Here is a 21,486-nt window from a genome sequence, read left to right on the forward strand (position 1 = left end):
TCACCCACCCTGGTAGAACGGGCTGTAGAACTTCTCAATCAGCTCGTCCCTGACCGACTCCCAGCTCTGGTAGCGGTCTGGGTAGACTATGTTGGCCATCTGGTAGAGGCCGACTATTATCCTCGGACCCCAGTCTAGGTAGCCCTTGGAGCCAGCCAAAATTCCGTAAACATGGCCCTCCTTCACAGCTTTAATTTCTCTCCATCTTGGATCATTTTTAATGCCGTTCACGGCGTTGTCAAGCTTGTCCTGGCTGAATGACGTCACAATTAAAACGTCCGTGTCGTTGCCCCAGTAGGCAATTATCTTCTCGAGGTCAAGCTTGGGCCAAGGTGTGTCAAACTTCTTGTCAAAAGCCAAGTTGTGAGCGCCGACGAGCTCCACTATGCTCGCCCACGCGCTTCCGTTGGCATAGACAGTGATTGGACCTGAAATGTCATTGGGGGCGCTTATGAGGAGGACGTTTTTCCTCTCGCTCTCTGGAATCTGGGCGGCGGTTTTCTTCACGGCGCTGAGCTTCTCTTCCATCCACTTGGCTAGTTCATTGGCCTTCTTTTCTTTGCCAAAGACCTTTCCGAGGAGTTTAACAACCTTTATATTATCTTCAACAGTCTTAGCAGTGAGCGCTATAACGGGTATGCCGAGCTCTTCCGCCTTCTGTATCGTCTCGGCGTCGGCGTACTTGCCGCCGTACCAGTCGATTATTATGAGGTCAGGATTTAAGCCGACGACGGTCTCCCAGTTGAGGCCCTTGAAGTTGCTGCCAACGACGGTCTTGTTCTTCACATCATCCGGAAGGTAGGGGTCGTAGGGGACGTACTTGCCTATGCCGACTATCCTGTCCTGGACGCCGAGGATGCAGAGTATCTCCGCCCAGTAGCTGGAGAGCACTATCACCCTCTCGGGCGGCTTATCTATGGTGACGGTCCTCCCCGCGAAGTCCGTGACGGTTATCGGGTACTTGGGAGCGGCAGTGGTGGTTGTTGGGAACGAAGCCGTCTCCGTTGGGCTGGAGGGAGACGGGGTGGTAGTCGTCGTGGCGGTCCCGCCGCTTATACAGCCGCTCGCCACGACGGCAAGGAATAAAACGCCGACCAAAAGCAGAGAAAACACCTTTCCGCGGAATTTCATCGTGCTCACCACCTTTGTGCTACTAATTTCCAATTTAGTAATACAAAATCCGAGAGACATGGCTAACTTTTAACACTTTTTAAAACAATAGGTTCCTAACTTATGGTTCTGACAATACCAAAACAGAAAGAATTAAGCCCACCTGTTTACGTGAAATTCAATACCAAGTTCCTCCAGCATATCCTTCAGTTCCTCGACTTCTTGCTTTGGCCAGCAGTGAGCGGAGCACCAGTCCTCGTCTCGCGGATTTGTCAGCGGTTTTCCGACGAGAGGATTAAGGACGACGTAAAAGTCCGTTTTGATGTGTCCGAGCCCGTCCTCGACCCATGGCCATACGTCAAAGCCCTTGGGAATGAGAATGCGGAGTTCAATAGGAAGACCGTAGTCCGAAACGACTTCAAGCCCCCTGAGGAAGAGATTCCAGAGCCGTTCAGCAACTTCAGTAGGGAGACCGTACAGCTCGGGCGGTGCCTTGAGGTCAGTTGCTATGTGATCTACCAGTCCCGCCTTCAGGAGTTTTTCGAGCGGTCCGACGAGGGTTAGGTTGGTGTTGAGGCTGACGGGAACGTCGAGGGCCTTCACACCAGCCAACAGCGAGGAAAGCTCGGCCCACTGCATCAGCGGCTCGCCACCGGTGACGTGGAAGTAGTCCACAAGGAAGGAGCCAGCTTCGAGCTCCTCCAAGAGAAGTTTCCTATCCAGGGGGAAGCAGTCGAGGCCTTCAGCTATGCGCCAGTTGTGGCAGAAGGGGCATTTCAAGTTGCAACCGCAGAGCCACAGCGTGAATGTTACCTTTCCGCGGACGTCAACCATGCTGACGCTCTTCCAGCCACCTGTGAGCATCGAATCACCCCCAGGAGAAAAGAAAACGTCAGGAGGAGTAGTGCCTCCTCGTCCAGAACTCCTTCTTCCTGAAGGGGTTCCAGTTTTTGAGCGGGCGGTAGTAGCCGATAATCCTGCTCCATATCTCGACGTTCTCGCTTCCGCAGCGCGGGCAGTGAGTGTGAAGGCCGGTTGTCGAGTAGTTACAGTCGTTGCAGACGGTCAGGGCCGGCGTGTAGCTCCAGTAAACCAGCTCGGTCCTCATGAGCCTCTTGGTGAGCTTCGCCAGTGCCTCCGGATCAGGCTCCTCCCCGAGGAAGATGTGCATCATAACTCCACCGGTGAAGCTCCTCTGGACCTTTTCCTCGACTCTTATCCTGTCGGCCAGCTCGAGGGAGCCGTAGTAGGGCGCTATGCTGGTTGAGTAAATCGGATTCCCTGCGTCGCTGAGGTACTCTTTGAGCTCGGGGAACTCGTTGATGTCCCTGATTGCGAGCTTCGCCGCGGCGCTCTCACCGGGGACCTCCTCGACGTTCCAGGGCGTTCCGGTTTCTCTCATCCACTCCCTCGCTTTCCCGGTTGCAAACTCGACCATCTCCTTCATTACCTCTGCGGCTTTGAGCCAGTCCCTTCTGCTCCCTTCCTCCCAGAGCTTCGGTTCGTTGAGGTAAATCGCTGCCGCCTCAGGAAGACCGAGTACTCCGATGGTGTTGAAGTGACTGCTCGGGAACTCCTCAAGATAGAGGTGAATCATGCTGTACATGTGCCTGTAATTCGTTATCAGCCTCACGTAGCGCTCCCTGAACCAATCTGTGGTGTCCCGGACGACCTGGAGAACGCGCTCGTACTCTTCCCAGAACCTATCGTCGTCGCATTTGGCTTTGAGTGCAAGCCTCGGAAGGTTGACTGTCGTGACGTTCACAGAGCCTGTGATGTCTGGCATCGCCCAGAGGCCACCGAAGCGCTGGCGTTCAAGCTTTTCTAGAGTCTCTTCTTCGACGCTCTTCCCGGAGATACCGAAGGCGAAGGCCATCTCGGTTTTGTCAATGGCTATGCGGCAACACATCGCGTAGCTCGCATCGGGGTCAACTACGTTCGTGTTGAGCCAGTAGAAGCTTCCGCGTTTTGCAGCTGTGGTAAAGACGGCCTCGAAGACCTCCGGATCGTCCCAGAGCATTTTAGCCGTGACCATCAGCGTCGGAATCGGGAACGTGAAAGGCTGGCCCAGGGCATCTCCCTCGCGGAGGACCTCCGTTAGGGCTATAAAGAACTCCTTCGCTTCCCTCTCGTATTCATCGAGGGGTTCGGCCTTCCTTCCGGCGTAAATGGCGTGGTCGCCCTCTAGCATCTTCTTCGGCGCGTCCAGCGTCACGGTGAAGTTGGTAAAAGGGGTCTGCATGCCCACCCTGCTCGGGTAGTTGAGGTTGTAAACCAATCGCTGGATGTTCTGCCGTATCTTCCTCCTGCTCAGGCCCTCCTTCCTGATGAACGGTCCGCCATACCACTCGACTGAGCTTAGAGCCTGCGCCCCACTGAAGTAGTGCTGCATGGTTATGAGGTAGTTAGCTATGTGGTCAACGTAGGTGTCGAAGTGCCTGGCCGGCCTTGAGACGATCGTCGGGGTTTTGAGACCCTTCTCAAGGAGCCTCGCCGTGCTGTGGCCCGTGCAGTAGGGTATGTAGAGGCTGTAGGGGAGTTTGTGGATGTAGATGTCCCCGGAAAAATGGGCCTTCCTTCCCCCCTCAGGAATGAGCGAGAGGCTCTCCTTTAGCGCTTCTTCCATCACGTAGGCGAAGAAGCCAGTCGGGCCGGGATAGCGGTTCGCGTTCTCCAGAACGTCGAGACTGCTCCAGCCGGCGTACTCCTGGATCACATCTTTCTTCAAGGTCTCCATGAGGATCACCTGGATAAATTATCCAATAATTGGAGGGGCAAACGCCCGATATAACGCTTCTCCTTGAACCCGCGGTCGTTTTTCCAAGACTGCCCCATGAGATTACGCCAAACGACAATATGGACAAAATATCCATGACTTTAAGACAATCAAACTGACAACGTACACCACCCAAAGAATAAATATCGACAAATAGTCGTCATTAATGCAAAATGATAGGTCAATATTTGACGATAAGATGCCCCCTCCGGGCAACCATAGCTTTTTAACCCGTTCGGCCAACCGAAGGGCGGTGATGTAAAGTGGCCGATGTCAAGGCTGAATGGGAGAAGGCCCTGAGCGAGAAGAACTGCGAGAGGCTTTTGGAGCTCTTTGACGATTACATCGACTCCATCGAGGAGGAAGAAGAGCTGAGGGAAGAGCTTGGAAGGCTCGGGGAAATCGCGGTCGAGTGCGAGGACCCCTACGACCTGCTCCACGAGATTGGCCACGTCTATGCTCATCTCGATGACGTTGAGAGCGCGGTAGAGCTATACAGGAAGGTCGTTGAGAGGAAGAAGGACGACCCCGAGGAGTACGCGACCGCGCTCTACTACCTGGCCGACGCCTACGAGCACTTCGGCATGCCCGAGAAGGCCATAGAAACTTACGAGAAGCTCCTCGAGCACGAGGAAAACGTTCTGAAGAACGACAAGGAGATAGCCCTTACCCTGGCGAACCTCGCGGTGAACCACGACGAGCTCGGTGATACAGAGAAGGCGATAGAGCTGATGGAGCGCGCGAGGGAGATATTCGAGCGCATAAACGACGAGAAGAACCACCTGATAAGCCTCCTCGATCTGGCCCACTTCCACTACGAGCTCGGGAATTACGATGCCGCAGAGGCTCTGATTGGGGAGGTCCTCAGGAACCCGCGCGACGACGAGATTGAGATAAACGCCAAGCTGGTGGAGGCGGAGATACACGCGGGTAGGGAGGACTACGATAAGGCCTTCAGGGCGATAAGAGATGCACTCGTCAAGGCCATCAACGTGAGCGACGACGTCTTTGGCCTCGTCTTCGACACTCTGGTGGATTTCATCGAGGGCCTCTTCAACGAAAACGCCTACGAAACGGTCGCGGAGAACATGGAGGCCTTTGCCGAGCTCTTCGAGGACGATACGGCACACTTCTTCAGGGCCATAGCGGAGCTGGCCCGCTGGAAGGCCGGGGACGATGAGGCCAAGAAGCGCTTCGATGAGCTTTACGCCAAGGTGGAGAACGAGGAGCTTCGCTCGATACTCGACGAGTGGAAGAAGCCAAAGTTGAGTTTAAGTTTGGGGCTTTAAGCCTTTATTCCCTCCTTCAGCCCTTTTATATAGCGCTCTATCTCCAGAAGGCTCTTTCTGATAACGTTTTCGCCGGCGTTCCATATTTCAATCCCAACGACGTTCCCGTTCTCGTCATACTCGAACCACACATCGTCGTCAACCTCGTCAGTGTCTGCCACAGGGCCCTCCCGAATGAGGATGTAGAGGATGTCGGCCTTTGGGTCATACCTAACTTTCATACCTCAACCCACCTCCGGGATGATAATCTTCGCTCAATGATTTTGCCGAGGCTTTTGCTGGTGTCTATGACGGTTATCACTTCAATGGTATCGTCTCTTTTATCGTAGGCTACTATCAGCCAGTGGTTGGGGACGTTTCTCGGGCCAATCGCAACAAAATGACCCGAGCGCAGGTCATAAAACTGCCTCTCCGGTAAATTTACGGTGGTCTCCACTTCTTCAATGCCAATCTCCCGTTCTCTAAGTCTTTCCTTTGCATGGTCAGTTAAGACGATTCCCATCAAACACATTTCGGCTGAAAAACTAAAAATATTGTGTTTTGCGTTTCTTCTGAAAACTGCATTCAAGAGTGATAACAGTATTATAGAGAAAAGATGTGAGGATTCAAATCCTCGAAACGGTCTCGACCTGGGCGCTCTCGACGTTCTCAACCTTCTCGAAGAGCTCGGCGACCTCGTCGTAGGAGTAGCCCTCCTCGTCCTTTCCAAGGACGTAGAACTTGAGGGCGACGAGACCAAAAGCTATAGGCTCGCGCTCGACCTTGGCGAGGCCGAACCTCTCGGGAATAACGGCCTTCAGCTTCTCCTCGAGCTCGTCGAGGTTCACATCGGGGTCGGTCGGCATGACCTTTATAACGCCAACAAGGTTGAAGTCGCTCATTCCTTTTCACCTCCTAATTCACGGCCCCTCCCAGCCGCACTTGGGGCACTTGTAGGGGACGCTTAACACCCTGCAGCTTTCGCAGCGCCAGATTATCTCCTCGCCGCAGTTCGGGCAGACGAAGTGAGTGGCGTGCTCCCTAGGGGTTATCTCCTTTCCGCATGATGTGCATACGGGTATCTCGAACTTGGCTTCCACTGCGAACACCTCCGAGAAAGGTGGTTTTTAATCACTGGTGGGCATTGCGGGGGTTGGCTTATAAGCTTTTCCCCGAGGGAGATGGCTTTAATCGGGATAAATTCGCTGACTCATGTCCGTAGACCAAGTCATCAAACAGTAATTTTTCCGCACTTCCTTACCAGACCGGTCAGTATCCTGGAAGGATTTTCAGCAAATGCAGACCATCTTGAAACCGTGTGAAGATGCGGGGTTCCACCCCGCACCCCTCTTTTTTCAAGCTATTGGGGGGCTCCGCCCCCTCGCCCCCAATTGTACATTCGTTAAGTTTCGTAAACCAAGTTAACCCCACCAAGGATATTCACAAAGAAATTTGTGCCCTAGCAAATGCCGACGGAGGGTACATAATTATCGGTATTCGAAAGGACGGGACACCGGTGGGATGTGACGCAAGAGAAGCCAGGGAGAAGATTTCACAAGCACTGCTCTCAATAATCCCGCCCGTCAATGTCGAAACCAGTATAATTAAGCTTGAGGACAAGGAGTTTCTGATTATAAAAGTCCCCAAGTCAAGAAACCTCTGCACGGTCGGAGGTGTGGCATACATAAGAATAGGCAATTCAATAAGGCCCCTCTCGATTCAGGAAATCGTTATGCTCTCCGCGGAGCTTGGGGCACTGACCTGGGACGAAGTGCCAGTAAAGTCCCTGGATGAGGCAAAAGATGAATACATAGGGTGGTTCTTCAATGCCATGGAAAAGGCAAGGGGGAGGAAAATACCTAGGGAAGATTGGGAGCGCTATTTGAGGAGTATCAAGGCAGTTAAAGACAAAAAGCTAACCAATGCAGGGGTACTCTTTTTTACGGACGTGGACGATATGCCCTACGCCGGAGGGAGAATAATCTATATTGAAGGAGATGAACCAGTGGCGGTGAAAGAATTCCGTGGGCCAGTCTGGAAGGTTATTGATGACCTCTTTGAAGAGCTGGAGAGAAGCTTTAAGTGGTTCGAGGTCACACTCGGAGCCAAAAGGATTCGGGTTCCAGAGTACCCACCCAGGGCCGTCAGAGAGGCCATAATAAATGCCTTCGCCCACAGGAACTATGCCGTTTCCAGTGATGTAAGGATTTTCATTTATCCTGACAAACTGTTGATAAAGAATCCGGGCGGCCTCATGCCGGGTGTTGACTTGGACGACCCAGAACACGTACCAAGAAACCCGGTTTTGAGCCAACTTCTTTACGATTCAGGCTATATTGAGAAATACGGATATGGGATAAAGATGATTAAAAGTGAGTGCGAGAAGCATGGTCTCGTGGATGTTGAATTCAAAAGCAAGGCAAACGCCTTTGAAGTTGTTTTCAAGAAAAGAACCGAGACCCTGCTAGACGAGAAGGACAAAATAATCCTTGAACTGCTAAGCAGGCCAAGAAGTAGTACAGAACTCGGAGATGCACTGGGTCTCTCAAAGCCTGCCGTGTTGGAGCGATTGGACAGGCTCAGGAAGCTGGGCTTGGTTAAAAGAACCGGCTCAGGAAGGAATACCCGGTATGTGAGGGCATAATGTCTACTTTTTCGTCAGTATCCTTGATGAGAACTGTGTTTTGGAGACTCTACAGAACAATAAATCAAAAACATTCCGCCAGCGCTGAAACTTTGCAGAGGCAAAGTTTCACCAAAGTTGGTGGCTCTTTGCGTTCTCGTGTTCGGGGTTTGGTTTTTCTCCCCAAGGGTTCAATGAAATCAAAGGGAATACAGCCAAGTGCCAGTTTGCAGGTGGATTTACCTCTCTTTGACGCCCTTCGGGCGTCCTTTTAGGTAAATCCCTTCAGAGGAACCCACAAAAGAGTTTCCCCACCAAAACGTTGGCTTTGAAGCGAGAAAACCACGCCAAGAATTGCACTTCAAGAAGAGCCACAAACTTTTGATCAAACTTTTGCCCTGCAAAAGTTTGTTTTCTGGTGGGCCCGCGGGGCTTCGAACCCCGGACCTCCCGCTTATCAGGCGGGCGCTCTGACCAGGCTGAGCCACGGGCCCAGGAGAAGGATTCTGGTGCCCCGGCCGGGATTTGAACCCGGGTCGCGGGATCGAGAGTCCCGCATGATTGACCGGGCTACACCACCGGGGCGTGTCCGAGATTAGGGAGGAGCGAGGGTTTAAAAAGTTTTCGGTCGGCTGCCATTGCAACCCATCTCCTACTAAAAACATCTCCGCAGAATAGGAGGGCAAAGAAACGAGAACGATTAACATATTACTGTCAAAAATCACCCGCCCAGCCAGGTTTAAAGGACACGGCGCTAACAAATGTCCCGAGGAACACGGTGAGGATTCATATCTCGCACCTGAACAGGGCGATTTTCTTACAAGTAACGTTCAGGTTGCAGACTTCAGTATCCACAGCGGTTAGAAAAGCTTAAAAGACAGGGGCCAACAAATCAATACCCGAGTCAAATATGACTCATGTTTTGAGCAATGAATGTTATTCGAATCAGAATGGAAAATCTGAACGTATCCCAACGATGCCACCGGTGGGGCCCATGCACAATAATACCCTAATAGTCGTTCCAGCATATAATGAGGAGCTGACTATCGGCTCAGTTGTCGCCCTTTCTAAAAAGTACGGCGATGTTCTTGTCGTCGATGACGGGAGCGGGGACAGAACCCATGAGGTAGCTATCTCTTCTGGAGCGTACGTCATAAAACACCCTCGAAACATGGGAAAGGCCCATGCTCTCAAGACGGCCTTTCGCTACGCTTTCGAGAAAGGTTACGAAGTAGTCGTTTGTATTGATGCTGACGGCCAGCACAACCCGGAGGAAATACCCAAGCTCGTAGAGCCAATCCTGAAAGACGAAGCAGATCTGGTCATCGGATCAAGGTTTTTAGAGGACTCCAAGAAGAACATACCCATTTACCGCAGGTTCGGATTAAAGATTCTTAACGCCACAGCGGCTTTAACGATAGATGGGGTTCAGATAACCGACTTCCAGTCTGGTTTCAGGGCTATGAACCGTAGGACCCTGGAGGAGATACTCAAACTGAACGGTGATGGATACAGCATGGAAGGGGAGGCACTGGTTCACCTGGCCGAGAAGGGGATACGGATCAGGGAAGTTCCCATCACCGTCCGCTACGACGTGCCGAACAAGCACAAGAAGAACCCCCTCAGCCATGGACTGGAGCTACTCGGAGGGCTCCTCGGCCTGATAGGGTACAAGCGCCCGCTACTCCTCTTCAGCACCCTATCGCTCATAGCGTTCGTCATAGCCGGGGGGCTGTTTTTGTGGGCGATGACGCCGTATTACGAAGAAGGAAGAGTGTATCTGACCCAAGCGCTGGGGGCCGGCATCTTCACTATAATTGGGATTCAGCTGTTCGTCGCAGGTTTAACGCTGAACGTGCTGGCAAAGATGGTGAGGGAGTGATTAAAGTGAAAATCTCCGTCCTCGGTCTCGGATACATAGGTCTCCCAACGGCCCTGCTGTTCGCGGCGGCCGGACATGAGGTGGTTGGCGTTGACGTTGATGAGAGGAAAGTGAGCATGCTGAACGAAGGAAAGCTTCCTTTCCAAGAGCCAGGGTTGGAGGAGCTATTTGAAAGGGCCAGGAACAACTTCAGAGCCACAACGAGTGTTGAAGAGTCCGACGTCTTTCTAATCGCAGTCCCCACTCCCCTTGATGAGCACACCAAGGCCGCAGACCTGAAATACGTAAAATCCGCGGCCGAGATGGTTTATCCACATCTAAGGAGGGGAAACCTCGTCATACTGGAATCAACCGTGCCACCCAACACCACGGAGAGACTGCTCATCCCGATACTTGAAAAGAGCGGCCTAAAAGCCGGCATCGATTTCCACGTTGTCCATTGCCCCGAGCGGGCAATTCCTGGAAAGACGATCCATGAGATGATTCACAACGATAGGATAATAGGTGGCATAACTCCTGAATCGGCAGAGCGGGCCAAAGAGCTGTACTCCTCATTTGTTAAAGGTAATATCTACCTGACCGATGCGACAACAGCGGAGTTCGTAAAGCTCATCGAGAACACCTACCGCGATGTGAATATTGCCCTCGTCAATGAGCTGGCCCAGATCGCGGAGGAGTACGGAATCAACATCTGGGAGGCTATTAATCTCGCCAACAGGCACCCGAGGGTAAACCTTCACAAGCCCGGGCCGGGAGTTGGAGGGCACTGCATAGCCATCGATCCCTGGTTTGTTATCCAAGACTCCTCCAATGGAAAGATGATAGCTCTTGCGAGGCATGTTAACGACACCATGCCCAATTACACCCTCCGTAGGGTTAGGGAAATGCTGGAGGGAGTAGAGTACCCAACGATTACCGTTTTCGGCGTTGCGTATAAAGGAAACGTTGATGACGCCCGTGAGACTCCAGCGCTGAGGTTTATACGGCTGGCCGAGAACGACGGGTTCAAGGTCAAGGTTTACGACCCCTTCGTGAAGGAGTTCGAGTACCCACTGCTGAGCTTGGAAGAGGCCGTCAGGGACAGCGACTGCATAGTAGTGATAACAGACCATGATGTGTTCAGGTTCCTTGACCCGAATGAGCTGGGGAAACTGATGAGGAACAAATGTGTGTTCGATGCCCGCAACATCCTTGACCACGAGAAATGGAAGGAGGCGGGATTTAAAATCAGGGTGCTTGGAAATGGGAAGAAAGACCTATGACATCTGGGCGGACGTTGCCAATACCCCTCAGGTTCACGTGATCGCCTCCATAATCCGCGAGCTCAGGGGATACTCCATCTACGTTACGGGCTTCAATCGGGGCGAGACGGCCCAGCTGATTAAAATGTACGGCCTCGACGGCCAGGTCTTCGGTTCGGATAAATACAACCCTCTCATGAAATCCCTGTCCTTCGCGGGCAGGACTTTCCGCCTGCTCTATAAAGCACCCAACGCGAAGCTACTCCTGAGCTTTGAGAACGCCATGCCAATCCCAGCTGGAAAGCTGAGGAGGATGAGGGTTGTTTTAATGCTGGACAATGACCTGAAGTTCATCGGGAAAAAACCGCTGTTCCAGAGGATTGAGTCCAGGATAAAGAGGATGGCAGATATCGTTCTCGTTCCGGAGGTTGCGGAGGATACGTTTAGAGAGTATTTTGGGGACCGGGTGGTGACTTATCCCGGCTACAAGGAGCACATATACCTGGCCGACTTCGAGCCGAATCCGAGGTTTCTCGATGAGAGCGGGATTCCCTTTGATGAATACGTTGTGGTAAGGCCGGAATCCCTAACCTCTCTCTACGTCCTTCACGGCAAATCTTTAGTGCCAGAACTTCTCAGGCTCTTTGAGAAGGAGGGCATAAACGTCGTGTACCTCCCGAGGAATGAAGAGGAGGGGGCGCTGGCAAAAGGTTTCGGCAACGTTTACATACCTCCCAGGGCCTTGGACGGGCTGAACCTGATATACCACTCAATGGCAACCCTCACGGGCTCCGGAACGATGGCAAGGGAGGCAGCGGTTATGGGGGTGCCTTCGGTGTCGTTCTTCCCGGGCGAGAGGTTGCTCGCTGTGGACAGGGATTTGGTTGAGAAAGGAAAGATGTTGCACTCAAGGGAGCCGGGGGAGATTGTAGAGTATGTTGTGGATAGCTGGAGTAGAAGAAAAGAGAAGGAGATTAAAGAGGCAAAACAAGTTAAAAAGCAGGTGATTACTCAGATAACGGGGTTTATTGGGGGTCAATATGGATACTAAACTACTTTGGGACTCGTTAAACTCGTTATACTTGTGGGTGAAGCGTGAAAGGTATATGGGATGGGACCCATACGATGGGCTTAGCGGGGATATTTCAAGGAAATTCACAGACAAGAAACTGTTGAATATTCTCATGATACAGACGAATCTGTATTCCCCCATTAACCTACGACCTCTTTTTGGGATCCAAAAGGGACGCGCTAACAAGGCCCTGGCGCTGTTCTCAAGGGCATATCTATACCTATATGCCTTAACTGGCTATGAGGAGTTCAAAATTGAAGCTAAATATCTCTTAAAGGAGTTAGAAGAACAAAATATCTGTTATGACAGCCACAAATTCTCGTGCGCAAGCTATTATTTTCCGTACATTGCCCCAAAACACTACCTCTCGCATTCCTTACCGGATATAATTTGTGTTACCGAGTCTTTAAAGTCATTTGTCACTGCATACGAGGTGTTAGGTACAAAAAAACACCTCAATCTTGCTCGTGGAGCGATGAAATTTCTAAGGGAGGATCTCCTGGAGATGTCCTCAGACAAGGCTTATTTCAAGTACACCCCAGAAGAGGAAGGCAAAATTGTCTTTAACGTCTCGGCACTGGCACTTGAAACAATGTCATCCATGTTAAAACATCGGTTTGACAATAACCTTGTTGAGATTGGAGAAAAGGTCACAAGACTTTTGCTCCAGCATCAGAGAAGTGACGGGGCGTGGCCGTATTCATTGTATATCAACTCTGGAATCTATTACTGGCAGATTGATTACCACCAGGGATTTATACTGGACGGGCTTGTTGCGTTTTTGCCATATATCCAGGATAAGAATTTAAAGGACGAGTCCTTAAATGCTATAGAAAAGGGGGTGAGTTTCTACATAACCCGGCAATTTTCTAAAGAGGGGTGGTCCTATTACAGACATCCCATAAAATACCCAATAGATATCCATAATCAAGCCCAAGGAATAATAACTTTATCAAAGCTTTACAGAGCGTTTGAGGAGTCTAAATACTTGAATTTCGCTGAAAGAATAGCGGAATGGACTATCAAGAACATGCAGGATTCAAGTGGGTATTTTTATACTCACAAATGGCCTGGTTTCGTTAACAAAATACCCTACATGAGATGGGCTCAGGCCTGGATGATGCTGGCATTGACCACATTGTTATTCGTGGAGGGAAATGACAATGAAAGTTCTCATGGTTGGACCAATTGAAAAGGCTGGAGGTGTCTCAACTCACACTAAAGAACTTACAAAGGCCCTCAGAAAGTTAGGTGTTGAAGTGGAAGTTTACAATATAAGTCCCAACAGAGAGTATCCAGTAGTAGTTTCTAATTTGATCAAGCTCTATAAGCGAACTTTGGGGCTTTCGATTAAATTGTTAACGGTAGCCAAAAACTTCGATATTATGCACATACAGTCATCTGGGCCATTGGGAGGATTTATCCCCGCGATAGTGGGAGCATTTTGGAGCCAAATTCTTGGACTCAATTTTATTGTTACCTTCCATTACAGACCAGATAAGGCATTTATAAATAAATACAAAGCGATATTTCAAATTGTCATCAAGAATTCTCGAATTTTCTTTGTAGTATCAGATAAACAAATCAAAAATCTGAGAGAGGTCATTAACGACTATTTAATAACCCGCAGGGTTAGACTCGTGTTTAATGGGTTCGATAACGAATTATTCCACCCAATCTCTAAAACATACTGTAGAAAAATTCTCAATCTACCCTGTGACAAAAAGATAGTCGTGACTATTGGTAACCTTTTACCAGTAAAAGGCCATAGGCATCTAATTGAAGCCATGAAAAAAATTGTGAAAGACAGAAATGACGTCATGCTCATCATAGTCGGCGATGGACCACTCAGAAAGGAGTTAGAAAAGCAAATTAAAACACTAAGCTTGGAGAACCATATTAGACTCGTTGGAGCAAGACCCCACCATGAAATCCCCCTCTGGATGAACGCCGCCGATCTGTTCGTGCTTCCGAGCTTGAGCGAAGGTAACCCCACTGTGATGTTTGAGGCTCTCGGTGTTGGCCTGCCTTTTGTTGGGACTGCAGTGGGGGGTGTTCCAGAGATAATAACATCTGAGGACTATGGTTTACTGTGCCCCCCCAAAGATCCGGAGTGTCTGGCAGAAAAAATTTTAATAGCCCTTGAGAAGGAGTGGGACAGGGAGAGGATAAGGAAGTACGCCGAGCAGTTCACGTGGGAGAATATAGCAAGGAGAACCTTGGGCATATACAGAAAGGTGAAATCCAATGGGAGATAAGGTTAATTCTAGTCTTAAGCTTCTTCTAATTGTTGGATTCATTTCTCTAGAGGCCCTTATACTCTCCCTCTATACCCATCCTGCGAATGGGTACGAGTACTCAATTTATGCGTACCTTTCAAAGTCGGAATACGTTTTAATTGGAATCATTGTTAGCGTTTTTTTGCTTGCATTATACTTTTTAAATCCAGATCTTAAAATAGAGTGCCCGGCATGCTCTATTTTCACAATTATTGTAGGGATAACACTTTACTCACTTCACATTATAAGAGGATATTTTATTTGGAACGGGATGGGAGATCCGGCTTCACATATAGCGTATGCAAAGTTTATAGTGGAATATGGACGAGTTTGGACAGGGAACAGTGGATACCTGTATTATAGAGCGGACTATTATCCAATGCTACACGTATTTCATGCAACCCTATCCTTAATATCAGATATAAATCTAATTAGCATAAGTAACTGGCTACCAACATATTTTTGGATATTCTATTTGGTGTTTTTGTACTTAACCAGCAAGACATTACTAGCCAAGAATGGATTCCAACTAGTGTACCAGCTACTTGTTTTGTTTATGCTCCTTGTACCAATTAATAAATGGTATCTGAACCTGACACCAAATGCCTCATATAACCTGACATGGTTCCTAATCACTCTCTACATTCTAACAAGAGCAAAGAATCACAAATATATGTTACTGTTACTCATGATCCTCATAGCGGCCCAGCTTTGGCACCCATTAGCATTCGTTGTTGGGGTTATATTGTTGGTGGCATTTTACCTATCCTCCAACTCAACTGACAATAAAGTGCCAATTTATATTGTTGGTATGATGGGAATAATCTTCGTTATCTGGATGTTTCAATTTTGGCCAGGAGTTCTTTTTATAAAATCACTCTATACCCTTTTTGCGGGAGGTGGTCATATAACCACGCCAGCAACCTCATTGAGTCACAATTTGAACCTTGTTAACAGTTATGGGTACAATCCCCTTCTCACTTTATTAAAGCTATGGGGCCTTCAATTGTCCATTGTTATGCTCGCAGGAATTTCACTTGTCTTAAGGATCATTAAATGTAGAAACCCTCTGAAGGTCATTTTGGAAGGATCAGGTATATTGCGCGCATTTGTATTAATAGGAAGTATAATGGTCGGGCTTTTTGTTATACCCGTCGGGTTCAGTCCCCTAAGATTGTTCTATTATCTCTTAGTATTCTCACTACTGATTTTAATCGTCGAAGAAAGAAGCACTATTCACAAGCTATTATCAAGAAAAAGAACAAAGACACTCATAGTAATAGGGCTAGCTTTGATGTTTATAGCAGGGTTTATAACATTATATCCCTCCCCTTATACTCTAACACCAAACCTACAAACAACAAAGAGCGAGCTCACGGGGGTAATGTGGTTTGTAGAGAAATTCAACAAAACATACATGATCTCAGGGACATATAACCTTCCCCTCGGTAGATATGCCCTTTTGATCCTTAACCCATACCAGATTGAATCCCTAGGCTCTCCTTTTACAAAATGGTATCTCCCCAGATCTGATGCATTACCTCCACACTTTGGATATCCAAACCACACAACACTCTGTTGGTATTACCCAAAGGAACCCGCTTACATTTTCATAACGAGTTTTGACAAGATGAAGTACGAGAAAGTTCTCCCGAAACTACAGAAGTTTTGGTATTACCCATGGGACTTCAATAGACTGAATGTTGATAGTGGCATTGACAGGATATACACATCAAATGATATCTCCATCTTTGTCACCGTCTGTGGGAGGGAGGTTTAATGAAGCGAACTGTAGTTGTTATGTCCTACTACTTTCCCCCATATCCTGCGGTGGGAGGGCTTAGAGTCCGGGGCATCGCAAGGTACCTGCCTAAATATGGGTGGAATGTCATCGTAATAACGCCCAATTTAGGAATTCAACCAGATGAAGAGTTTAATATTGTTCAAGTTGAAAAACAGAGTACTCTGCTAAATCTTACTAAACGAAGAAGCAACTCTACTCCATTAAGGTCAGGAACATCGAAAATAAAGGACATTCCAAGACATATAACCAGATTAATATCCCAAAATGACACGTTATCATCACTAATTCTGGATCTGATAATGTTTATAGATTATATTCGGCTAAGAAGAGAATTTTTGAAAACATTCGACGAGCTATACAAAAAACAAGAGATTAACGCCATTATCAGCACGTCTCCTCCAGAAGTTACTCATATGATAGCACATGAGATATCCCAAAAGTATGACATTCCATGGATCGCTGAGTACAGGGATTTGTGGTCATTAAATCTCCATCCCCGGTGGAGACGCACAAGAATTGGAAGACTAATATCCCAAGCAATTGAACTAAAATCAACCCAGTATGCACATAGTATAGTCGTAGTTGATGAGGTATTCAAAAAAGATGAACGCTCTTTAATAAAAGACAAACCAATTGTAATCATTAAAAACGGATTTGACCCAAGAGATGTTCCAAGTGTACCCAAAGAGAAAAGAGAACAGGACAAATTTATAATAACATACACCGGGAGTTTTTACAAATCAAAAAGAAATCCCCTACCTATGGCATATGCAATAGATGAGCTTGTACAAACCAAAGCCCTTCCAAAAGAAAAGATACAACTTAATTTATTCGGCCCAAACCTCGCAGAGGAGACACTTAAAATACTCCGAGAGTTTGAATTCGTCAATACAGGTGTTTTGCCAAGAGAGGAAGCACGCAGATGGCAGATGGATTCCAATGTCCTGTTGTTATTATTGGCAGAAGAAGATTATCAAGCCATCCCAGCCAAGTTATTTGAATACCTCTCTGTTGGCAAGCCGATTCTGGCTGTCGGTCCCATCGAGAATAAAATGATCGAGGAAATTCTAAACAAGACCGGGCTGGGAATATTCGTGACGTCCGGTGACAAAGAAGCATTGAAAGATGCCATTGTTTCCTTATACTATCACAAGATTAAGATAAAACCCAGAAAAGATGTCATCGAGAAGTACTCTCAGATTGAGATGGCCAGAAAAATTAGCAGGATGTTGGATAAAATTATCCACACCAGCGGAGGGGGTAATAAGGGATGACGATCAAGACATTCAAAGACAAGACCCTGTTAGTAATCTCCCCATGGTTCCCAGACGAACATAATACAAAGATTGTAGGGATCTTCGTGAAAGATCAAGTGGCGGCTCTCGGCAAATATTTCAAAGAGATCATAGTGATGTCCCCAAGGCCCCACGGGATTGATAGAGACTTGAAGAACTACTCCTGGGGGAATATCCGAGTGTACTACCCCCGATTTTTCCATATTCCCGTATCATATTTTAGAAAGAGGTATCCCGACAACAGTGCCAAGGCAATATTAAAAATTATCCATAGAGAAAAAATTAAGGTTGATCTGATACACTCTCACTTCACAAGTGCAGGGATTATTGGGCTTAGGCTGAAAAGCGTGCTTAATATTCCCATGGTAATCACAGTCCATGAAAATCCTGAATGGTTTCTTAGAGAATATCATTCAGGAAACGAGACTGTGTACTCCGCTTGGAAAAATGCTAATGCACTGATACGAGTCAACAAAAAAGATTTTGAGCTGTTAAAGAACTTCAACAACAATGTATTTTATGTTCCCAATGGCTTTGATTCTAGTTTGTTCAGAGAGGTGGACAAAATTATTGCTAGGAAGCAACTTGGGATCCCAATCGGTAAAAAGATAATCCTGAACGTTGCCAATTTAGTTCCAATAAAAGGCCACGAGTACCTGATTAGTGCCATGGAGAGAGTTGTAAAAGCTAGAGATGATATCCTCCTTATCATTATTGGAAACGGACCACTAAGGCACAAGTTAGAAAAACAAATCAAAATACTGAACTTAGAGCATCATGTTAAACTTGTAGGAGCAAAACCCCACCAAGAAATCCCCCTTTGGATGAATGCAGCAGACACTTTTGTGCTTTCAAGCCTAAAGGAAAGCTTTGGAGTTGTAGTCATTGAAGCCCTGGCTGTAGGAACCCCTGTGGTTGCAACAGTCAACGGTGGTAGCGAGCAAATAATCACCTCAAAAGACTATGGCCTTCTGGCAGAACCAGCAAATGCCGAAGACTTAGCAGAAAAGATTTTAATCGCTCTGGAGAAGGAATGGGACAGAGAGAAGATAAGACAGTACGCCAAACAGTTCACATGGGATAATGTTGCAAAGAAAATTTTAGAGATTTACAGTTGTGTAATTATGGAAAAGGAGGGCAAGTTATGCACACCGGAGACGATCCCAATGTTATAATCCTCGTTATTGACACGCTTAGGAAGGATTACGCTCGATTTTTAGAGGATAACTTGAAAAAACTTGGATTTATAGCATACGAAAACGCAATTGCCCCCGCACCATGGACCCTTCCGAGCCATGCATCACTTTTAACAGGGCTGTATCCTGCATTCCATGGGGCCCATGAAACTAAGGATAAGAAAGGCATCCAGATAAAACTAAGGGATACCCAAACAATTGTAACATATAACCTAAACGAAATTGGATACAGATCATACTTGTTTAGTGCTAACCCATATGTTCATCCCACTAGCGGATTCAAAGGGTTTAATGAATTTTATGACATCGGAATTAACCCCATTATAACAATTTTATCCTCAAGAGACCGGGAAGTGATATTGAAAGGTGGATATATTAAGAATTCAAAAATAAAAACGATTCTATCATTTATGGATGACAAAAAGTATATTCTACTATTAAAGCTAGCTCTTGAACATATAAACAATCAAACATTCAAAGGATATCCTACCTACCTATATAACAAGATCAAAGGATGGCCAAAGAACAAAGGTTCAAAAAACCTCATTTCTATGTTCAAAAAGTCATACTCAATAACCTCTAATCCAGACCCAAAATTCATCTTTATTAACCTAATGGAAGTTCATGACCCATATTTTTTCGGGCTATGTGGTTCAGTACCATATCTTCTTAATTTCAAGCAAGAATTAAGAAACAAAATTAGTGATAGATGCCTTCAGAAACTTAGAAAAGCATATTTGGACGAGGTTCGCTTCGTCACCGCACAGTTACTTGTTTTTTTCAATATTCTGAAAAAGAGGGGACTTTTTGATAACTCCCTCATCATTGTGACGAGCGATCATGGTCAGCTACTCGGAGAACACGGAAAGTTTAACCATGGAACTTTTCTTTATGACGAACTCCTAAGAGTCCCACTACTGATAAAATATCCTAAAAATACGGAACTCAGTACAAATAATAGTCACCCCGGAGGTTATATTAGTCTCACAACCTTACCAAAGATTATATTGAAAACAATAAAGGGACAATTAACTGATGATAAAAGTCTATATTCAAGAATTGCATTTTCGGAATCATACGGCTCAGACAAAAACATAGATAGTATGCTAAATGAGAAGGAAATTGAGGAATACAATAAATATGATAAATACCGCATCGCCATCTACTACAAGAACTTCAAGGGCATCTTCAACGTCACGGACTGGAAGTTCGAGGAAATCATATCCTACGATCCCAACGTGGAAGTTACGGAAGACGTTGTAAAGCACATGAAAAAGGAAGTCATGAAGTTCCTCAAGACCGCCACCGTTGCCAAAGTCCCAAAGATAAAAATCTAAACAAACCTTTTCAGCACTTTCTTTATTATCCCCAGATCAACCCCAAGCTTCTTCTCTATAGCCAAGATCAGCTCAACATCCTCCTTATCGACACTCCCGCTGAGGAGCACCAGAGGAATATAAACTCCGAAAAAGGCCGCCAGGACCAAAATTGCCCACCATATATTTGATACCTGCAAAGGACTCACCATCACCAATCCCAGAAGAAAGAATCCAATGACCAGCGGCTTCACGTAGCTCCAGCCGAAGGGATGAATCCCCGTCCGCTGGTAGAGCCAGAACGACCTGAACACGTTGGCAACGAAATAGGAAACAGCCGTGGCCACCGCCGCACCGGTCATTCCATACTCGGGGATCAAAAGAAGATTCAGGACAACGTTGGAAACCACCGCAAACGTGTCCCCGATCATGTTGAGCTTGGGCTGCCCGATGACGAGCAGTGAAAGTCCGTTGAGCCCCAGGAGGGTGTGGAACATAAAGCCAGCACTCAGTATCCTAAGAGCCTGGGCGGCCGCCAGGTACTTCTGTCCGAAGAAGAAGGAGATGGCAACCTCCGGGAACAGGAACAGGAGGGCGAAGAGCGGTAAGGTAAGGAAGAATATCCACTTGGTGAGTATCCGGTACACCCTCCCCATCTCCCCAATCTTCCCCCACGCGTACAGCGGCGTGACTATTGGAGCGTATAGTATGCCAGCAGAACCAAGGAACACCGGTATCAGCCGGGCCAGGGGAGAGGCGGCGTTGTAAAGGCCAACGACCTCCGAGCCCTTGTAATGCCCCAGCATGAGCGTGTCCGTCCAGGTCATCAGAAAGTTCAGTATTCCCACGAGCATGAGGGGTACGGAAAAGAGCACCAGCTCTTTGGCCACCTCACGCCGGACAGAAAGGCTGAAAGTGATCAGCCCAATCCTGCGGGTTTCAAGGAGGAGCACCGCAAACGTGAGGAACTGGGCCATCACATAGCCCCAGAAGACGGCAGTGAATGGAAGCCGGAGTAGGACAAGGGAAAGAACAATGGTCAGCCATATCAGGGGGTAAAGGACGTTCTGGATGTAGACCATTTCCCGGACCCGCCCAAAACCGCGGGAAATGGCGATTATTACCCCCGTGAGGGCCCAAAACGGCAGGGCAAAAACCACCACCCTGAGCGCAGAGACCAGCCTGTCATCATTGAAAAGCCCGGCCAGTTCGTCGGCCCCAAGTAGGAGTACCCCCACCCAGAACAGACTGTTCAGGGCGACTATTATTAAAGCGGTGGAAGTCAGGTCAGCGACTTTTTGGGGTTCTTTTTCCCTGTAAAACGCAACCTCCCTGGGCAGGGAATTTGAAAATCCAAGCATAACAATAACTAAGACCACGTTGAGGACGGTCAATGCTAGGTTGAACACACCGTACTCCCCAGTGGAAAAGTACCTAGCTATAACCGCCCTGCTTAAAAATCCAAGGAGCATCGAAATGACAGTCCCGGCAAAAACAATCCCCGTGCCCCTGGCAATCTTCTGCAGTGCTTGACTTGCCTCGCTCATGGGGTTTCACCTTTTTGACTCATTTAACTCATGATTGACTCACGGTGAGTCTTTAGCTTATACTTTCCTACAGATGA

The 21,486-nt window shown here is 47.7% G+C and carries 19 protein-coding genes and 2 tRNA genes; 11 read left to right on the forward strand and 10 right to left on the reverse strand.

Annotated features, from left to right (window positions below):
- The 3 genes from E3E27_RS06780 to E3E27_RS06790 form a co-directional block, all read right to left on the reverse strand.
- Positions 1 to 1,131 (reverse strand): ABC transporter substrate-binding protein, encoded by a 1,131-nt coding sequence (locus E3E27_RS06780; protein WP_167774079.1) that lies wholly within the window; start codon positions 1,129 to 1,131, stop codon positions 1 to 3.
- A gap of 132 nt (positions 1,132 to 1,263) precedes the next feature.
- A complete protein-coding gene (locus E3E27_RS06785) occupies positions 1,264 to 1,974 on the reverse strand; it encodes an anaerobic ribonucleoside-triphosphate reductase activating protein (RefSeq protein ID WP_167773944.1) in 711 nt (236 codons plus the stop codon).
- Between the two features lie 28 nt (positions 1,975 to 2,002).
- Complete coding sequence (locus E3E27_RS06790) at positions 2,003 to 3,847, reverse strand: anaerobic ribonucleoside triphosphate reductase (RefSeq protein WP_167773945.1); 1,845 nt, start codon at positions 3,845 to 3,847, stop codon at positions 2,003 to 2,005.
- A gap of 302 nt (positions 3,848 to 4,149) precedes the next feature.
- On the opposite strand from E3E27_RS06790, the gene E3E27_RS06795 reads away from it, so the two are divergent.
- Positions 4,150 to 5,175 carry a tetratricopeptide repeat protein gene (locus tag E3E27_RS06795; protein WP_167773946.1) on the forward strand — a complete coding sequence of 342 codons (1,026 nt, stop codon included), beginning with the start codon at positions 4,150 to 4,152 and terminating at the stop codon, positions 5,173 to 5,175.
- Here the strand turns inward: E3E27_RS06795 and E3E27_RS06800 are convergent.
- From E3E27_RS06800 to E3E27_RS06815, 4 genes are all read right to left on the reverse strand, one after another.
- Positions 5,172 to 5,396: a DUF2283 domain-containing protein gene (locus E3E27_RS06800; protein ID WP_167773947.1), complete on the reverse strand. Its 225-nt coding sequence runs from the start codon at positions 5,394 to 5,396 to the stop codon at positions 5,172 to 5,174. The genes E3E27_RS06795 and E3E27_RS06800 overlap by 4 nt on opposite strands.
- The gene (locus E3E27_RS06805; protein ID WP_240910681.1) at positions 5,393 to 5,677 is read right to left on the reverse strand and encodes a DUF4258 domain-containing protein; all 285 of its coding nucleotides are present in this window, start codon (positions 5,675 to 5,677) and stop codon (positions 5,393 to 5,395) included. The genes E3E27_RS06800 and E3E27_RS06805 overlap by 4 nt, the downstream gene beginning before the upstream one ends.
- 103 nt (positions 5,678 to 5,780) lie before the next feature.
- Positions 5,781 to 6,056: an elongation factor 1-beta gene (locus tag E3E27_RS06810; protein ID WP_014788662.1), complete on the reverse strand. Its 276-nt coding sequence runs from the start codon at positions 6,054 to 6,056 to the stop codon at positions 5,781 to 5,783.
- An 18-nt stretch (positions 6,057 to 6,074) separates the two neighbouring features.
- Complete coding sequence (locus tag E3E27_RS06815) at positions 6,075 to 6,254, reverse strand: zinc finger domain-containing protein (protein ID WP_012572828.1); 180 nt, start codon at positions 6,252 to 6,254, stop codon at positions 6,075 to 6,077.
- Positions 6,255 to 6,478: 224 nt separating this feature from the next.
- Between E3E27_RS06815 and E3E27_RS06820 the strand changes: the two genes are divergently transcribed.
- Entirely contained in the window at positions 6,479 to 7,798 is a 1,320-nt protein-coding gene (locus E3E27_RS06820; RefSeq protein WP_167774081.1) for a helix-turn-helix domain-containing protein, read from the forward strand.
- Between the two features lie 395 nt (positions 7,799 to 8,193).
- Here E3E27_RS06820 and E3E27_RS06825 read toward each other — a convergent pair.
- A tRNA-Ile gene (locus E3E27_RS06825) sits at positions 8,194 to 8,271 on the reverse strand.
- A gap of 13 nt (positions 8,272 to 8,284) precedes the next feature.
- Positions 8,285 to 8,362 (reverse strand) — tRNA-Glu (locus E3E27_RS06830).
- Between the two features lie 409 nt (positions 8,363 to 8,771).
- Between E3E27_RS06830 and E3E27_RS06835 the strand changes: the two genes are divergently transcribed.
- From E3E27_RS06835 to E3E27_RS06875, 9 genes are read left to right on the forward strand one after another with little or no spacing between them, the layout of a single operon-like run.
- Positions 8,772 to 9,659 (forward strand): glycosyltransferase family 2 protein, encoded by an 888-nt coding sequence (locus E3E27_RS06835; protein ID WP_167773948.1) that lies wholly within the window; start codon positions 8,772 to 8,774, stop codon positions 9,657 to 9,659.
- Positions 9,656 to 10,921, forward strand: coding sequence for a nucleotide sugar dehydrogenase (locus tag E3E27_RS06840; protein WP_371731567.1), 1,266 nt, complete (start codon positions 9,656 to 9,658; stop codon positions 10,919 to 10,921). Before E3E27_RS06835 ends, E3E27_RS06840 begins: the two co-directional genes overlap by 4 nt.
- On the forward strand, positions 10,902 to 11,951 hold the full coding sequence (locus tag E3E27_RS06845) for a DUF354 domain-containing protein (protein ID WP_167773949.1): 1,050 nt from the start codon (positions 10,902 to 10,904) through the stop codon (positions 11,949 to 11,951). The genes E3E27_RS06840 and E3E27_RS06845 overlap by 20 nt, the downstream gene beginning before the upstream one ends.
- Before the next feature lie 55 nt (positions 11,952 to 12,006).
- A complete protein-coding gene (locus E3E27_RS06850; protein WP_240910682.1) occupies positions 12,007 to 13,164 on the forward strand; it encodes a hypothetical protein in 1,158 nt (385 codons plus the stop codon).
- Positions 13,136 to 14,230 (forward strand): glycosyltransferase, encoded by a 1,095-nt coding sequence (locus E3E27_RS06855; protein WP_167773951.1) that lies wholly within the window; start codon positions 13,136 to 13,138, stop codon positions 14,228 to 14,230. The genes E3E27_RS06850 and E3E27_RS06855 overlap by 29 nt, the downstream gene beginning before the upstream one ends.
- A complete protein-coding gene (locus tag E3E27_RS06860; protein WP_167773952.1) occupies positions 14,220 to 16,031 on the forward strand; it encodes a hypothetical protein in 1,812 nt (603 codons plus the stop codon). The genes E3E27_RS06855 and E3E27_RS06860 overlap by 11 nt, the downstream gene beginning before the upstream one ends.
- Positions 16,031 to 17,329 carry a glycosyltransferase gene (locus E3E27_RS06865; RefSeq protein WP_167773953.1) on the forward strand — a complete coding sequence of 433 codons (1,299 nt, stop codon included), beginning with the start codon at positions 16,031 to 16,033 and terminating at the stop codon, positions 17,327 to 17,329. The genes E3E27_RS06860 and E3E27_RS06865 overlap by 1 nt, the downstream gene beginning before the upstream one ends.
- Positions 17,326 to 18,525: a glycosyltransferase family 4 protein gene (locus E3E27_RS06870; RefSeq protein WP_167773954.1), complete on the forward strand. Its 1,200-nt coding sequence runs from the start codon at positions 17,326 to 17,328 to the stop codon at positions 18,523 to 18,525. Before E3E27_RS06865 ends, E3E27_RS06870 begins: the two co-directional genes overlap by 4 nt.
- Positions 18,495 to 19,883 carry a sulfatase-like hydrolase/transferase gene (locus E3E27_RS06875; protein ID WP_167773955.1) on the forward strand — a complete coding sequence of 463 codons (1,389 nt, stop codon included), beginning with the start codon at positions 18,495 to 18,497 and terminating at the stop codon, positions 19,881 to 19,883. Before E3E27_RS06870 ends, E3E27_RS06875 begins: the two co-directional genes overlap by 31 nt.
- Here E3E27_RS06875 and E3E27_RS06880 read toward each other — a convergent pair.
- Positions 19,880 to 21,409 carry a flippase gene (locus E3E27_RS06880; protein ID WP_167773956.1) on the reverse strand — a complete coding sequence of 510 codons (1,530 nt, stop codon included), beginning with the start codon at positions 21,407 to 21,409 and terminating at the stop codon, positions 19,880 to 19,882. The two genes, E3E27_RS06875 and E3E27_RS06880, sit on opposite strands and share 4 nt — an antisense overlap.
- Positions 21,410 to 21,486 lie beyond the last annotated feature (77 nt).

This window comes from Thermococcus sp. MV11 (assembly GCF_012027285.1).
GTDB classification, from domain to species: domain Archaea; phylum Methanobacteriota_B; class Thermococci; order Thermococcales; family Thermococcaceae; genus Thermococcus; species Thermococcus cleftensis.

Excerpts from the sequence above, each read along its gene's own strand:
- E3E27_RS06855 (WP_167773951.1), top strand. The coding sequence starts at position 13,136 with ATGAAAGTTCTCATGGTTGGACCAATTGAAAAGGCTGGAGGTGTCTCA.
- E3E27_RS06845 (WP_167773949.1), top strand. The coding sequence starts at position 10,902 with ATGGGAAGAAAGACCTATGACATCTGGGCGGACGTTGCCAATACCCCT.
- E3E27_RS06820 (WP_167774081.1), top strand. The coding sequence starts at position 6,479 with ATGCGGGGTTCCACCCCGCACCCCTCTTTTTTCAAGCTATTGGGGGGC.
- E3E27_RS06860 (WP_167773952.1), top strand. The coding sequence starts at position 14,220 with ATGGGAGATAAGGTTAATTCTAGTCTTAAGCTTCTTCTAATTGTTGGA.
- E3E27_RS06810 (WP_014788662.1), bottom strand. The coding sequence starts at position 6,056 with ATGAGCGACTTCAACCTTGTTGGCGTTATAAAGGTCATGCCGACCGAC.
- E3E27_RS06865 (WP_167773953.1), top strand. The coding sequence starts at position 16,031 with ATGAAGCGAACTGTAGTTGTTATGTCCTACTACTTTCCCCCATATCCT.
- E3E27_RS06790 (WP_167773945.1), bottom strand. The coding sequence starts at position 3,847 with ATGGAGACCTTGAAGAAAGATGTGATCCAGGAGTACGCCGGCTGGAGC.
- E3E27_RS06780 (WP_167774079.1), bottom strand. The coding sequence starts at position 1,131 with ATGAAATTCCGCGGAAAGGTGTTTTCTCTGCTTTTGGTCGGCGTTTTA.
- E3E27_RS06850 (WP_240910682.1), top strand. The coding sequence starts at position 12,007 with ATGGGATGGGACCCATACGATGGGCTTAGCGGGGATATTTCAAGGAAA.
- E3E27_RS06835 (WP_167773948.1), top strand. The coding sequence starts at position 8,772 with ATGCACAATAATACCCTAATAGTCGTTCCAGCATATAATGAGGAGCTG.
- E3E27_RS06805 (WP_240910681.1), bottom strand. The coding sequence starts at position 5,677 with ATGGGAATCGTCTTAACTGACCATGCAAAGGAAAGACTTAGAGAACGG.
- E3E27_RS06875 (WP_167773955.1), top strand. The coding sequence starts at position 18,495 with ATGCACACCGGAGACGATCCCAATGTTATAATCCTCGTTATTGACACG.
- E3E27_RS06785 (WP_167773944.1), bottom strand. The coding sequence starts at position 1,974 with ATGCTCACAGGTGGCTGGAAGAGCGTCAGCATGGTTGACGTCCGCGGA.
- E3E27_RS06800 (WP_167773947.1), bottom strand. The coding sequence starts at position 5,396 with ATGAAAGTTAGGTATGACCCAAAGGCCGACATCCTCTACATCCTCATT.
- E3E27_RS06870 (WP_167773954.1), top strand. The coding sequence starts at position 17,326 with ATGACGATCAAGACATTCAAAGACAAGACCCTGTTAGTAATCTCCCCA.
- E3E27_RS06880 (WP_167773956.1), bottom strand. The coding sequence starts at position 21,409 with ATGAGCGAGGCAAGTCAAGCACTGCAGAAGATTGCCAGGGGCACGGGG.